Genomic DNA, 12957 nt, shown 5'->3' on the forward strand with positions numbered 1-12957 from the left:
AAGCTAGGAGGGGTAATATGACTGTAGAAACAAAACTGCCTTACGATAAAGACTATATCACCCAGTTTTCACAGGATAACAACGAACCGGACTGGATGCGCGATTTACGCCTTCAAGCTTTAGAACAAGCTGATTCGCTGGAAATGCCACAGCCTGACAAGACGAACATCACCAAGTGGAATTTCAGCAATTTCAAACATGATGCAGCTAAAGGCGAAAAAATTGCATCGCTGGATAAGTTGCCTGAAGATATACAGGATTTTCTTGATCAGAAAAATACACAGGAAAATCTACTGATACAACGTAATCATACAGTTGCTTATGCGTCATTAAGCAAAAAGCTTGAAGAAAAAGGTGTCATTTTCACCGATATCTTTACAGCACTCATAGATCATGAGGAGCTGGTTAAGCGTTATTATATGAAAGACGCAGTATCCGTTGATGAACACCGGCTTACCGCACTCCATGCCGCGCTGATGAATGGCGGTGCGTTTGTCTATGTTCCAAAAAATGTCCAGCTGGAAGAACCGCTGCAGGTTATTTTCTGGCAGGAAGATCCGGAAGCTGCCATGTTCAACCATGTGCTGGTTGTAGCGGATGATAACAGCTCATTGACATATGTGGAGAACTATTTCTCACAGAACCATGAAGAAGAAACGGTAGCCAACATCGTGACCGAAGTGATTGCCAATAATAATGCACAAATCTCCTTTGGTGGTGTTGATAACTTTGCAGCAGGCACAACTTCTTACATTAACCGTCGCGGTGTCACATACCGTGATGCAAGAATCGAATGGGCGCTGGGACAAATGAACGACGGCAATACAGTCTCTGAAAATGTGACCCATCTGGTGGGTGAAAATTCAGGTTCCAATGCCAAAACGGTTTCAGTTGGCCGCGGCAAACAATCCCAAAACTTCACGTCAAAAATTGTTCATTTTGGCAAATTTACCGAGGGCCATATTCTGCAGCACGGTGTCATGAGAGATAAAGCACGCTCAATTTTCAATGGCGTCGGCAAAATTGAGCATGGCGGATCAAAATCGAATGCTGTGCAGGAATCACGTGTCTTGATGTTAAGTAAAGACGCACGCGGGGATGCCAACCCGATTCTTCTGATCGATGAGGATGATGTTGAAGCAGGACACGCCGCATCAGTCGGACGTGTTGATCCGCTCCAGCTGTATTATCTGATGAGCCGTGGAATCAGCCGTCATGAAGCTGAACGTCTGGTTATTCACGGATTCCTTGCACCGGTTGTCAACCAGCTTCCGATTGAATCCGTCAAAACGCAGTTGAGGCAGGTTATTGAAAGGAAGGTATACTGATGGATGTGAACGCCATACGGGAGCAGTTTCCGATTTTACATCAGGAAGTGAACGGGCATCCCTTGGTATATCTCGACTCATCTGCAACTTCACAAAAACCGCTTCCTGTAATTGAAGCTGTTGATGCTTATTACAGAGAAGACAACTCCAATGTGCATCGCGGTGTTCATACATTGGGAACGAGGGCTACAGAGAAATATGAAGGCGCCCGCGAAAAGGTACGGAAATTCATTCATGCGAAAAGCACGGCCGAGGTTATTTTCACACGCGGCACGACAACTTCGATTAATACAGTTGCCTACAGTTATGCGCGTGCCAACCTGAGAGAAGGGGACGAGATTGTGATGACACCGATGGAACATCACAGCAACTTGATTCCCTGGCAGCAGGCGGCCAAAGCAACAGGGGCAACATTGAAATATGTATCATTGCAAAATGACGGTACGGTTTCACTGGATGATATCCGTGAAACGGTAACCGGGAATACGAAAATTGTTGCCATCACGCACGTATCGAACGTACTCGGAACAATCAACCCGATTAAGGAGATAGCCGGGATCGCGCACCAAAACGGTGCAGTAATTGTTGTCGACGGCGCACAGGGAGCTCCTCATATGAACGTTGATGTTCAGGATATGGATTGTGATTTTTACGCCTTTTCCGGTCATAAAATGGGTGCTCCAACCGGCATCGGGGTATTGTACGGTAAACAAAGTCTGCTTGAAGACATGGAACCGTTCGAATTCGGCGGCGAAATGATCGATTTTGTTACCCTTTATGACGCCACATGGAAAGAGCTCCCATGGAAGTTTGAAGGTGGAACACCGATCATTGCAGGCGCTGTCGGACTGGGTGCGGCCATTGACTTCTTGAATGAAGTCGGGATGGATAACATTACAGCACACGAACAGAAATTGGCCGACTATACAATGGAAAGACTAGGCACAATAGATGGTATCAGCATTTACGGTCCGGAAGAGCGCGCAGCACTTGTAACTTTTAACATGGAGGATGTTCATCCGCATGACACTGCGACCGTACTTGATGCACAAGGTATCGCAGTTCGCGCCGGTCATCATTGTGCACAGCCTTTGATGAAATGGCTGGATGTAACCGCAACAGCACGGGCGAGCTTCTACCTATATAACACGGAAGAAGATGTAGACCGTCTAGTTGATGGACTCTTGAAAACGAAGGAGTATTTTGGCGATGTCTTTTAACAACCTTGATACACTGTACAGACAGGTCATCATGGATCATTATAAAAATCCGAGAAACAAGGGCTCTGTTGATGGAGACGCGCTGGCCGTAGATATGAATAATCCGACATGCGGTGACCGGATCCAGCTGCAATTACAGGTAGAAGATGGAGTTGTACAGGATGCCAAATTTACTGGCGAAGGATGCTCCATCAGCATGTCATCCGCATCGATGATGACCCAGGCAGTCAAAGGAAAAAAGCTTGATGACGCATTGAACATGTCGAAAGCTTTTTCTGATATGATGCTTGGCGAGGATGTGGATACAGAGGGACTGGATATGGGAGATGTCGAAGCATTGCAGGGCGTTTCCCAATTTCCGGCGCGAATCAAATGTGCAACCCTTGCTTGGAAGGCAATGGAAAAAGGTGTTCAGGAATAGCAGGCGGACATTTTGGGACAAATGGTAGGAAGAACACTTTAAAGGAGGTATATTCATGGCAAAGCAAATGCCAGAATTAGAAGAGTACAAATATGGCTTTCATGATAAAGACGTTTCGGTTTTTCGCTCCGGAAAAGGGTTGACACGTGAAATAGTTGAAGAAATTTCAAAAATGAAGGAAGAGCCACAATGGATGCTTGACTATCGCCTGAAAGCACTCGAGCAATTTTATAAAAAACCAATGCCACAGTGGGGCGGCGACTTGTCTGAGCTTGACTTTGACGAGATTGTTTACTATGTTAAGCCATCCGAGAAAACAGAGAGAACATGGGATGAAGTCCCTGATGAAATTAAACAGACATTTGATAAATTGGGTATCCCGGAAGCCGAGCAAAAATACTTGGCCGGTGTATCCGCACAGTATGAATCAGAAGTTGTCTATCACAATCTGAAGGAAGACCTTGAAGAACTAGGCATCATTTTCAAGGATACGGACAGTGCTCTCAAAGAAAATGAAGAGCTATTCAGAAAATATTTTGGTAAAGTTATCCCGCCATCCGATAATAAATTTGCAGCATTGAATTCAGCAGTATGGTCCGGCGGTTCATTCATCTATGTTCCAAAGGGTGTCGAAGCAAAAACACCGCTTCAGGCATACTTCCGGATTAACTCGGAAAACATGGGACAGTTTGAACGTACGCTGATCATTGCGGACGAAGGATCTTCCGTCCACTATGTGGAAGGCTGTACAGCTCCGGTTTATTCAACCAACTCACTGCACAGTGCGGTTGTTGAGATTTTCGTTCATAAGGATGCTTACTGCCGTTATACAACAATCCAAAACTGGGCCAACAATGTGTATAACTTGGTTACCAAGCGTGCAACAGCTGGTGAAAATGCAACGATGGAATGGATTGACGGCAACCTCGGCTCGAAATTGACGATGAAGTATCCTTCTATTCTGTTAAGAGGTGAAGGTGCACGCGGCAATACATTGTCCATTGCGATTGCAGGTAAAGGACAGCATCAGGACGCAGGTGCGAAAATGCATCACCTGGCACCAAACACGTCATCAACGATTGTGTCCAAATCAATCTCCAAACAGGGCGGCAAGGTAACCTACCGCGGAATTGTTGACTTCGGACGCAAAGCTGCCGGTGCCCGTTCGAATATTGAATGTGATACGTTAATCATGGATAATGAATCGACATCCGATACCATTCCATATAACGAAATCAGCAATGACAATATTTCATTGGAGCACGAAGCCAAAGTCTCCAAAGTTTCCGAAGAACAGCTCTTCTATCTTATGAGCAGAGGTCTCGGTGAAGAGGAAGCAACGGAAATGATTGTCATGGGCTTCATTGAGCCATTCACTAAAGAACTTCCAATGGAATACGCAGTAGAAATGAACCGTCTGATCAAGATGGAGATGGAAGGTTCAATCGGCTAAGTGGAAATATGAAAGACAGAGAGCTCGCTTCGGCGGGCTCTTTTCATGTATCTTTCACTTCTATAATCGAGTGGAGAGCTGGAAAAGGGGCATCAAAAAGTGAAAATATTGTTTTTTATGCCCTTTTTTTCAATTTCAGTTCGATTATAATGGTAAGAAAGGGATTTAAATATAAATACAGCCTGATTCGTGCTAGTATAGAGACAGACGATTTTGTTGGAAGTGATGTTGTTGATTTATATTATTTGTATTCTGATTGCATTTTCAGCCGCGTTTATCGGAAGCCTTGTCGGTCTTGGCGGCGGTGTTGTCTTAATTCCGAGTATGTTATTTTTGCATTATTATACGGATGCATTTGCTTGGGCCACTCCACACGTGATTGTCGGAATCTCGCTGATTACAATGGTTTTCACAGCGTTTTCGTCAGCTGCTGCTTATTATCGGAATAACCGGGTAAACATTAGAATCGGGCTGTTGTTTTTAACCGGCAGTATTCCAGGGGGTATAATCGGATCATGGCTGAATCAGTTTATTAATACTGAACATTTTTCGTTGTATTTTGGACTCTTGATGATTATAGTGTCCTTTTTATTTTTGATGAAACGGAAAAAACCGCCAAAAGATAAATCTGTCAAGCAAAAGTTTCCGTTTCTGTACCTATTTCCGATATCGTTAATAATTGGTCTCATATCCGGCTTATTCGGTATTGGCGGCGGTTCAATCATTGTTCCGTCCATGGTGCTTCTTTTGGGATTTTCGGTTCATGCAGCTGCAGCTACTTCGATGTTTGTCATTTTTTTCATCAGTATTATTAGTGCAGGTACACACATTGCATTGGGCCATGTCGTCTGGGAATATGTTATCTTTTTCATTATTGGCGCCTGGATTGGCGGAACTTTGGGGGCCAAGGTCAATCAGCTGCTCCAAAGCAATATACTTGAATGGATATTACGGCTGCTGCTTATCATTATCGGTATCAGGCTGATTATTGAAGGTTTGTTATAAGATATGTTCAACAACTTCTATAAGGAGTATATGACATGCAGGAAAAGCTTTACTTTTACTATACAAATGATTTACACAGTAATTTTGACAATTGGCCGCAAGTTGCCGGGTATTTAAAGGGGGCAAAAGAAGAACGCCTCGCGGAGAGCAGTGCATGCTGGCTGATAGATATCGGCGACCACGTTGACCGGGTGCATCCGATTGCCGAAGCATTTATGGGCAAAGCTAATGTGGAACTGATGAATGATGTCGGCTATGATTTGGCCACAATCGGCAATAATGAAGGCATTACGATGGCACATGAAGATCTCCACCATTTATATGATGATGCTGAATTTCAGGTGGCTTGTGCTAATCTGCACAGCATGACAAGTACTGATCCCGGCTGGCTGAACTCTACAGTACATATTCAGTCCGACAGCGGCATAAAAATTGGTGTTATCGGTCTGACAGCCCCGTTTAATGCATTTTATGAACTGCTTGACTGGCATATATCCGCACCATTTCAGACTCTGGAAAAACATGTGAGCAGTCTGAAAGAAACTGCAGATATCATTGTTTTAATGTCACATTTGGGAATCAGCGAAGACCAGGAAATTGCCCGCCGCTTTGACGATATTGATGTGATTATTGGCGGACACACACATCATATGTTGCGGTCAGGCGAGACGATCAATAATACGATCATCACAGCCGCAGGAAAACATTGCGCATTTGCCGGAGAAGTCGTGCTGACATGGGATCATGATCAAAAACGCCTTATTGATAAAACAGCCGTTGTCCATGATGTGACAGAACTCCCGCGTGACCTGACAACAGAGCAAACCCTGAATGATTTGACAAATAAGGCGAACAGCCTGCTTGAACAGACGGTTATCAAGCTGGAACAGCCAATCGATGTGAAATGGTTTCAGCATACGGAGATCATGCAGAAATTGACCGAGACAGTTAAAGAATGGACGCATGCGGATGTGGCTATGCTGAATGCCGGCTTACTGCTTGACCAGATTCCGGCCGGAGAGGTGACGCATAAAGATATCCATCGCATTTGTCCGCATCCGATTAATCCATGTATGGTGGAACTGACAGGTGCTGAATTGACGGAGGCCATCCGGGGATCGCTGACAAGAGACTTCACAGAATTGAAGCTAAAAGGATTCGGGTTTCGGGGAGAGATTCTCGGCAAAATGATTTACGCCGGCATAGATGTTGAGACAGTACTAAGGGAAGATGGAAGTGAATATGTGGAAAGAATCCTGCACAATGGCGAGCCGTTGGATTCGGAGCGTTTATATAAAGTGTCGACGGCTGACACCTTTACTTTTGGACGCCTGCTTCCCGAGATTGCCAAAGCAGAGGAAAAGCACTATTTTCTCCCGGAATTTCTCAGGGATCTGCTGACAGATACATTGCGTCATAAATGGTCCGCTGACTAGGTTTGTGTCATGATGCCGCCTTCCTGCATATCATATTGTGTATATGGCGAGGGAGGCATTGATGATTATGATGACAGTGAACCCATTGGAAGTGGAAGGAATGCATTTTACTGCGGTAACAGTGGAGCTGCCTAAAACAAATCTGCTGGTCATCTCCAATGAGGTGGGTTACATTATGTGCGGCGCACTGGATGTTGATCTCTTAAATGATGTTCTCAAAGACAGAAACGTGATTGCCGGACGTGCAACAGGTGTCAAAACAATCGATGAGCTTTTGCATGCACCACTACAAAAAGTGACCGATGCATCCAAAGTATACGGGTGGGAGTCGGGTATGACAGGCAAAGATGCTTTGTTAAAAATAGCATAATTGGATTCTAAGCCCCCTAAAACAAGCATATGCTGTTTTAAGGGGGTTTCTTATGTTAAGGAAACGCATGGCATTCCGCGGAAGAAAAATATCCAAATCACCGCCTCCAATGAAAAATATTGTTGCGATTACATTGATTGTTTTTGTGTTAATGACATTTCTCAGTATCCTGGTTATTGATAAAGGAATCAGACCGACGCTCATGGATATTGCCGAAACGAAAACGACTGAATTTGCGACACGCGGAATCAATACGGCTGTAAGGTTTGCTGAAAATTACAGTTATGATGATTTGCTGAATATTACATATGACAACGAGGGCAAAGTGGCAACATACAACTGGAACTCGTCAGTTGTAAGTGAAATCAATCGGGTAGCAACTGACCGGGTTGAAGAGTATTTTCGATATATGAATTCGGGTGAACCGCCTGATTATGAAAATTCGCTGTTTGAACCGGAGGAATTTGAGGATACAACTGAGAATCTGCCGGAAAAAGACCCGACAGTTGTGGAAGTTCCGCTAGGTCAGGCAACCGGCAACACGATTCTGGCCAATCTTGGACCAAGAATTCCAGTTAATTTTGAAATTGTCGGAAATGTCCGCACCAATATTGTCCGGGAAGAAGAACCGCTCGGAATAAACGGGTCGTGGGTGTCGTTATATGTAGAGGTGGAAGCGGATGTACAAATCGTCATCCCATTCTCAACAGAAACCACCACTGTCTCAACTGAAATCTATATCGACGGCGGGGCTCTTATGGGTGATGTACCGGACTTTTATGGGGGCGGTGACAGTGATAGTCCTTCAATTTCCGTACCTAAAGACTCCATTACAAAAGAGAAAGAAGAATAACATATTTTTTTAAATTGGAAGAAGGTGTTAAAATAAATTTTCAACAATAATTTTGACATAGTCATAAAGTACCGTTATAATTAATGCATAAATATCTGAAAAAAACAAATAATGTAAAGATTACTCTGGATTCTGATTATTAAGGATCATAGAGAATCAATGAAGGGGTGGTATCAATATGGAAAATCGTTCTCAATGGGGGACAAGATCAGGTTTTATTTTAGCTGCAGTAGGCTCAGCGGTCGGTCTGGGCAATATATGGCGTTTCCCGGCAACTGCGTTTGAAAATGGCGGGGGAGCATTTATGGTTCCGTACCTGATTGCGCTGCTGACTGCAGGTATTCCGATTTTGATTATGGAATTCACCATGGGACACAGGTATCGGGGATCTTCGCCGCTTACATTCAAACGGATGAATAAAAAAACTGAATGGGTTGGCTGGTGGGGCGTGCTGGTTGCTTTCGTCATCTCAACCTACTACTCGGTCATTATTGCCTGGGCAATTTCATATTCGATTTTTTCATTTAATTTGAACTGGGGATCGGACACAGAAGGATTTTTGTTCAGCAATTATTTGGAGACAGCGGCACCTGGTGAATTTGGCGGCTTTGTTCCAAGTGTACTTATACCATTAATTATTGTTTGGCTGATTGTTTTGGGTGTTCTATACCGGGGTGTTAAAAAAGGTATCGAAATGGCGAATCGGATATTTATTCCGACGCTGGTAGTTGTCTTTCTTATTATCGTTATCCGGGCAGTAACTCTTCCTGGAGCTTTTGAAGGTTTGAACACTTTCTTTACACCTGATTTTGGGGCACTTGCCAATCCGGATGTCTGGGTTGCAGCTTATGGGCAAATATTCTTCAGTATGTCCATAGCATTTGCAATTATGATAACCTACTCGAGTTATCTGCCAAAGAAATCGGATATTACCAATAACGCATTTATTGTCGGGTTCGGTAATTCCAGCTTTGAACTGTTGTGTGGTATCGGTGTCTTCTCGGTTCTTGGATTTATGGCAGTAAATCAGGGAGTCGCGGTGGAAGATGTGGTGACCGGCGGTGTTGGGCTTGCATTTGTGGTATTCCCGCAAATCATTAATCAATTCCCGGCATTGAATGAATTATTCGGGTTCTTATTTTTCGCATCACTCGTTTTGGCCGGTCTGTCATCACTCATATCGATCATTGAAACATATGTAGCAGGATTATCCGACAAATTGAACACTTCCCGTCAAAAAGCTGTTCTGTTTGGCGGCGGATTTGCTGCTCTCGTATCATTGGTTTTTGCAACGCGGGGCGGCTTGAACTTTCTGGATGCAGCGGACTATTTCATCAACCAGTTCGGTGTTGCTGCACTTGGTCTGGTCGAAGTTATCGTCATCGCTTGGTTCCTGCGCAAGCTGAATGAATTAAAGGATCATGCGAACGAAATCTCCGACATGAAGATCAGATCCTGGTGGAATGTCAGTCTGATGCTTATCACGCCGATTGTTCTTGGTTACAATATGATCATTTTGCTCAGAGACAATCTCCTGCAGCGATTTGAAACGGAAACCGGCAACTACGGAAACTATCCGGACACCTTTATCATGTACAGCGGCTGGTTTGTTGCCGGCGGCGCGTTAGTAGTCGGCATCATCCTGGCCTTCATTAAATGGAAAGGGTCTAAAAACGATGGGCATGAATCACAAAATTCCTGGGAGGCGAAATAAATGACCGGTGGAGCGATTACATTCATGATTATCTCCATGTTGATTATATGGGGAGGATTGGCAGCAAGTATTACGAACGCTGTGAAAAAAAGTGCTAATCGAAAGTAATGAAGATACAAAGCAAACGAGCTTTTGCCACTAACGGCAGAGGCTCGTTTACTTTCGGTTAAACTGGTTTGCGCTGATAACGTATTTCAATGGTCAGTCAGACATCCGTTCCCATTTCCGCAGATAAGGGTATGGATCGAATGACCATTCACTGTGTCCGTCATCCTGATATAAACCATAATGCAGATGCGGCGGGAATTTTCCGGATGTGCCGGGCGGTCCGTAGCCAGTAGAACCGACTTTGCCGAGAAGATCACCTGGTTCGACAACTTGACCAACTTTAATATCATCATTATAGCCGCTCATGTGGGCGTAGTAATGGTAGACATTATTGATATCGCGAATGCCGAGCCGCCACCCGCCATACAAGTTCCAGCCTTTCATTTCAATAACACCGTATGTTGTGGATTTGACCGGTGTGCCGTAATCTGCAAAAATATCCGATCCCTCATGTATTCTGACGCCTCCAAAACCGCGGCGGTCGCCCCAGTTATTGTTATAGCTGTAATTATAGTTCGTATCGACAGGGAAATCCCGGTCTGTCAGCTTTATCCGGTTATACTTTTTGAAAACTTTAGCCGTATTCATGATCGTCTGAACGGTCAAATCGCGTTGATAATAATTCCAAAGGGCAATTTTCACTTCATCATGGGAAGGACCATATTCCAGCAAAATGTTTGCCATCGTGTACAGCACATCTTCCGGGTTGTCCGGATTGGCTTTATTATCTCCGTTGCCATCCCTGCCTTTTCCCTGAAAAAATTGAATGATGCTTTCCTTTTCAATCATCGAACTGTTCCCGAGACCATACCACAGTTCATCAGGGATAGAGATGGATACGAGCTGATCGTCCTTATCTTCTTCAGTGCTGTTCCGTTCATACTGATCAATCGCAGCAATATAATACCAGGGGACTTGCGTGACAGTCTCTGTTTTTTTGTATAAAACCATTCGTTTTTCATGCAGATCCTGTTCCTCTTCTTCTGCATGAACGGGATTCAGAACGGCAGTGAGAAAAAATAAAGCTGCCAGCAGGAAGGTCATTTTCCTCAGCATTGAGCACACCTCCTTCGTAAAAGGACTGAACTGACAAAAACTCATCAGTTAGTCCTATGCTCGGCTATTCTTCTTTTCCCTGTGGAGATTTTTTCATTTGTTCAATAATCTGATTAATCGTATTGTCATAGTTATTATCTTTGATGCTGGAATTGTGCAGGCTTTGAATATCGTTTATCAACGAAGCCCTATCTGAAACGTAAACATCAAAATAACCCGGCAGAATCGAGACAGCTGTTTTATTGGCAATGTCCGCTGCTTTCTCTGAGTCCAAATCATCTTCTTTATCGTATGCAATGAGCGCTTTATCATCGGTGACAAGTGTCGCAGCTTCAGCAAAACCGTCATTCCGCAAAATGATTCGTGTAATCATATTAGCAAGGCTGGTCCGGTCGATATTGATGCTATGCTGTTCTTCAGTTTCATTTTCAACTTGCTCTTTTGTATAACGTACATACCCAAGCTTATTGTCACCGGATGGGTTGGACGGTGTCGTTTCCTGCTCCGGGTCAAGTTCCTCGACAATCTGATCGCGCTCTTCAGCCTGCCGGCGTTCATCATCCGCTGCATTATCCGTACCGCCGCAACCTGCAAGTATGATAGCTGTCAGCAATAAAAATGGGAAAATTAATTGTCTGTTCATGACTTGCCTCCTATTACCCAAATAATCTTTCCATCTTAGTTTGCTGTATCCGGTAATTTTCATACAGCAAATTTTTGTCGAAAATATTGGTTGAATAGTGCCGGGTTATGATAAACTGAGGTTACGCAAATGGGGTGAGTTTTGTGATTGAGTTACAGGGAAAGACATATGAAATCATTGAAAACGAAAAAGACGGTTTTCATGAAGAACATTTAAAAGAACGCTTTTCCGATATTTTGTCCAAATATGATTTTATTGTCGGTGATTGGGGCTATGAGCAGCTGCGGCTCAAAGGCTTCTATGATGACCAGAACCCCAAAGCCGGCTTTGATACAAAAATAAGCACGCTGGATGACTATCTTTACGAGTATTGCAATTTCGGCTGTGCGTATTTCCTTTTGAAAAAAGTGGATAAATAAGAGCAGCAGCCCATTTGGCTGCTGCTCTTATTTATCGTCCGGATCTTCCTCACCCGGTTCATCATGGATCGGGTGGGCACCGGGGGTTTGTCTAGGCAGATCGTCATGAAGTTCCTTATTCGCATAAACAAACGCACTTTCCCGTTTCTGCCCTTCTTTCCACGGTGTCGATTTACTGCCCTCCAATTCATCATCGTTTATTTCCGATCCGAACGGCCCTTCGGGAAATTCTTCAGGAATCAGGTTTTGCTGATTCCGGACATTCGAAAAATCGCTGTACTGTTTTTTACGCTTTTTAGTCATCCACCTCATCCTTTCATATCATTAATTTATCTCATAATTGCAGTATTATTATGTCAATATAACCCAAAATTTTGACTGATATAAGACGAATGGCAATTATTACTAAAAATTATTCTTGTATATAACTTCTTGAAATTTGTTTAATGCCCTTTGTATTTAAGCAGTTGGTTTAGTATTATTTGTTATAGTCGATGGTTTAGTGGAGGAGTGGTATTCTTAAACTAGATAAAATTAAATGAAATGACCAGAAAGTTATATTTAAAATCGAAAGGGAGAGAGATTATGCGTATGAGAATGTTTAAATTAGTGCTTTGTGTTGTGATTGGCCTTATACTGATCGCTGGCTGTTCACAGAATGAGGCATCAGATCAGGATAATAAAGACGAAAATGAGCAATCAGAAGAACAAAAAAATAATGAGTCAACAGATGGCGACAATAATGAAGCTGATGATGATACGGAAGAAAATCAATCACCTGCTGAAGATCAACTAGTAGATCGTTTCAAAAGTAACGTTAAAACAAACATCATTTAACCTTGTAATAAATCTAATCCATATCGCCAACGAAAGGGAACTGGATTTTCATTGACTTCCTGCAAGTACAGTTCGATACGCTCTTTCAGTTCTT

The 12957-nt window shown here is 43.5% G+C and carries 15 protein-coding genes; 12 read left to right on the forward strand and 3 right to left on the reverse strand.

Annotated features, from left to right (window positions below):
• Nucleotides 1–17: 17 nt before the first annotated feature.
• The 10 genes from sufD to VK097_RS02780 all read left to right on the forward strand — a co-directional run bounded on the left by sufD (nucleotide 18) and on the right by VK097_RS02780 (nucleotide 9908).
• A complete protein-coding gene (sufD, locus tag VK097_RS02735) occupies nucleotides 18–1328 on the forward strand; it encodes a Fe-S cluster assembly protein SufD (RefSeq protein WP_324210264.1) in 1311 nt (436 codons plus the stop codon).
• The gene (locus tag VK097_RS02740; protein ID WP_324210265.1) at nucleotides 1328–2548 is read left to right on the forward strand and encodes a cysteine desulfurase; all 1221 of its coding nucleotides are present in this window, start codon (nucleotides 1328–1330) and stop codon (nucleotides 2546–2548) included. Before sufD ends, VK097_RS02740 begins: the two co-directional genes overlap by 1 nt.
• Complete coding sequence (gene sufU, locus VK097_RS02745; RefSeq protein ID WP_324210266.1) at nucleotides 2538–2969, forward strand: Fe-S cluster assembly sulfur transfer protein SufU; 432 nt, start codon at nucleotides 2538–2540, stop codon at nucleotides 2967–2969. Before VK097_RS02740 ends, sufU begins: the two co-directional genes overlap by 11 nt.
• Nucleotides 2970–3024: 55 nt before the next feature.
• On the forward strand, nucleotides 3025–4422 hold the full coding sequence (gene sufB, locus VK097_RS02750) for a Fe-S cluster assembly protein SufB (protein WP_324210267.1): 1398 nt from the start codon (nucleotides 3025–3027) through the stop codon (nucleotides 4420–4422).
• A gap of 225 nt (nucleotides 4423–4647) precedes the next feature.
• Complete coding sequence (locus tag VK097_RS02755) at nucleotides 4648–5427, forward strand: sulfite exporter TauE/SafE family protein (RefSeq protein ID WP_324210280.1); 780 nt, start codon at nucleotides 4648–4650, stop codon at nucleotides 5425–5427.
• Nucleotides 5428–5462: 35 nt separating this feature from the next.
• On the forward strand, nucleotides 5463–6863 hold the full coding sequence (locus tag VK097_RS02760; protein ID WP_324210268.1) for a bifunctional metallophosphatase/5'-nucleotidase: 1401 nt from the start codon (nucleotides 5463–5465) through the stop codon (nucleotides 6861–6863).
• Nucleotides 6864–6930: 67 nt separating this feature from the next.
• Complete coding sequence (locus VK097_RS02765) at nucleotides 6931–7233, forward strand: YunC family protein (RefSeq protein WP_324210269.1); 303 nt, start codon at nucleotides 6931–6933, stop codon at nucleotides 7231–7233.
• A 52-nt stretch (nucleotides 7234–7285) separates the two neighbouring features.
• A complete protein-coding gene (gene yunB, locus VK097_RS02770) occupies nucleotides 7286–8086 on the forward strand; it encodes a sporulation protein YunB (RefSeq protein ID WP_324210270.1) in 801 nt (266 codons plus the stop codon).
• A gap of 178 nt (nucleotides 8087–8264) precedes the next feature.
• Nucleotides 8265–9800, forward strand: coding sequence for a sodium-dependent transporter (locus tag VK097_RS02775; RefSeq protein WP_324210271.1), 1536 nt, complete (start codon nucleotides 8265–8267; stop codon nucleotides 9798–9800).
• Complete coding sequence (locus VK097_RS02780; protein WP_324210272.1) at nucleotides 9801–9908, forward strand: MetS family NSS transporter small subunit; 108 nt, start codon at nucleotides 9801–9803, stop codon at nucleotides 9906–9908.
• 93 nt (nucleotides 9909–10001) lie between these two features.
• Here the strand turns inward: VK097_RS02780 and VK097_RS02785 are convergent, their stop codons facing one another.
• On the reverse strand, nucleotides 10002–10964 hold the full coding sequence (locus tag VK097_RS02785; RefSeq protein ID WP_324210273.1) for a M23 family metallopeptidase: 963 nt from the start codon (nucleotides 10962–10964) through the stop codon (nucleotides 10002–10004).
• A 64-nt stretch (nucleotides 10965–11028) separates the two neighbouring features.
• Nucleotides 11029–11607, reverse strand: a complete 579-nt coding sequence (locus VK097_RS02790; protein ID WP_324210274.1) for a YhcN/YlaJ family sporulation lipoprotein — start codon at nucleotides 11605–11607, stop codon at nucleotides 11029–11031.
• A gap of 143 nt (nucleotides 11608–11750) precedes the next feature.
• Between VK097_RS02790 and VK097_RS02795 the strand changes: the two genes are divergently transcribed.
• Entirely contained in the window at nucleotides 11751–12026 is a 276-nt protein-coding gene (locus VK097_RS02795) for a YutD family protein (RefSeq protein WP_324210275.1), read from the forward strand.
• A gap of 27 nt (nucleotides 12027–12053) precedes the next feature.
• Here VK097_RS02795 and VK097_RS02800 read toward each other — a convergent pair whose 3' ends face one another.
• Complete coding sequence (locus VK097_RS02800; protein ID WP_324210276.1) at nucleotides 12054–12329, reverse strand: hypothetical protein; 276 nt, start codon at nucleotides 12327–12329, stop codon at nucleotides 12054–12056.
• A 282-nt stretch (nucleotides 12330–12611) separates the two neighbouring features.
• On the opposite strand from VK097_RS02800, the gene VK097_RS02805 reads away from it, so the two are divergent.
• Complete coding sequence (locus VK097_RS02805; protein ID WP_324210277.1) at nucleotides 12612–12863, forward strand: hypothetical protein; 252 nt, start codon at nucleotides 12612–12614, stop codon at nucleotides 12861–12863.
• The last annotated feature ends 94 nt before the right edge of the window (nucleotides 12864–12957 follow it).

The organism is Lentibacillus sp. (assembly GCF_035301675.1).
GTDB lineage: Bacteria > Bacillota > Bacilli > Bacillales > Amphibacillaceae > Lentibacillus.

What these genes read in the sequence shown, in the direction of transcription:
- sufD (WP_324210264.1), top strand. Translation starts at nt 18, where the DNA reads ATGACTGTAGAAACAAAACTGCCTTACGATAAAGACTATATCACCCAG.
- VK097_RS02740 (WP_324210265.1), top strand. Translation starts at nt 1,328, where the DNA reads ATGGATGTGAACGCCATACGGGAGCAGTTTCCGATTTTACATCAGGAA.
- sufU (WP_324210266.1), top strand. Translation starts at nt 2,538, where the DNA reads ATGTCTTTTAACAACCTTGATACACTGTACAGACAGGTCATCATGGAT.
- sufB (WP_324210267.1), top strand. Translation starts at nt 3,025, where the DNA reads ATGGCAAAGCAAATGCCAGAATTAGAAGAGTACAAATATGGCTTTCAT.
- VK097_RS02755 (WP_324210280.1), top strand. Translation starts at nt 4,648, where the DNA reads ATGTTGTTGATTTATATTATTTGTATTCTGATTGCATTTTCAGCCGCG.
- VK097_RS02760 (WP_324210268.1), top strand. Translation starts at nt 5,463, where the DNA reads ATGCAGGAAAAGCTTTACTTTTACTATACAAATGATTTACACAGTAAT.
- VK097_RS02765 (WP_324210269.1), top strand. Translation starts at nt 6,931, where the DNA reads ATGATGACAGTGAACCCATTGGAAGTGGAAGGAATGCATTTTACTGCG.
- yunB (WP_324210270.1), top strand. Translation starts at nt 7,286, where the DNA reads ATGTTAAGGAAACGCATGGCATTCCGCGGAAGAAAAATATCCAAATCA.
- VK097_RS02775 (WP_324210271.1), top strand. Translation starts at nt 8,265, where the DNA reads ATGGAAAATCGTTCTCAATGGGGGACAAGATCAGGTTTTATTTTAGCT.
- VK097_RS02780 (WP_324210272.1), top strand. Translation starts at nt 9,801, where the DNA reads ATGACCGGTGGAGCGATTACATTCATGATTATCTCCATGTTGATTATA.
- VK097_RS02785 (WP_324210273.1), bottom strand. Translation starts at nt 10,964, where the DNA reads ATGCTGAGGAAAATGACCTTCCTGCTGGCAGCTTTATTTTTTCTCACT.
- VK097_RS02790 (WP_324210274.1), bottom strand. Translation starts at nt 11,607, where the DNA reads ATGAACAGACAATTAATTTTCCCATTTTTATTGCTGACAGCTATCATA.
- VK097_RS02800 (WP_324210276.1), bottom strand. Translation starts at nt 12,329, where the DNA reads ATGACTAAAAAGCGTAAAAAACAGTACAGCGATTTTTCGAATGTCCGG.
- VK097_RS02805 (WP_324210277.1), top strand. Translation starts at nt 12,612, where the DNA reads ATGCGTATGAGAATGTTTAAATTAGTGCTTTGTGTTGTGATTGGCCTT.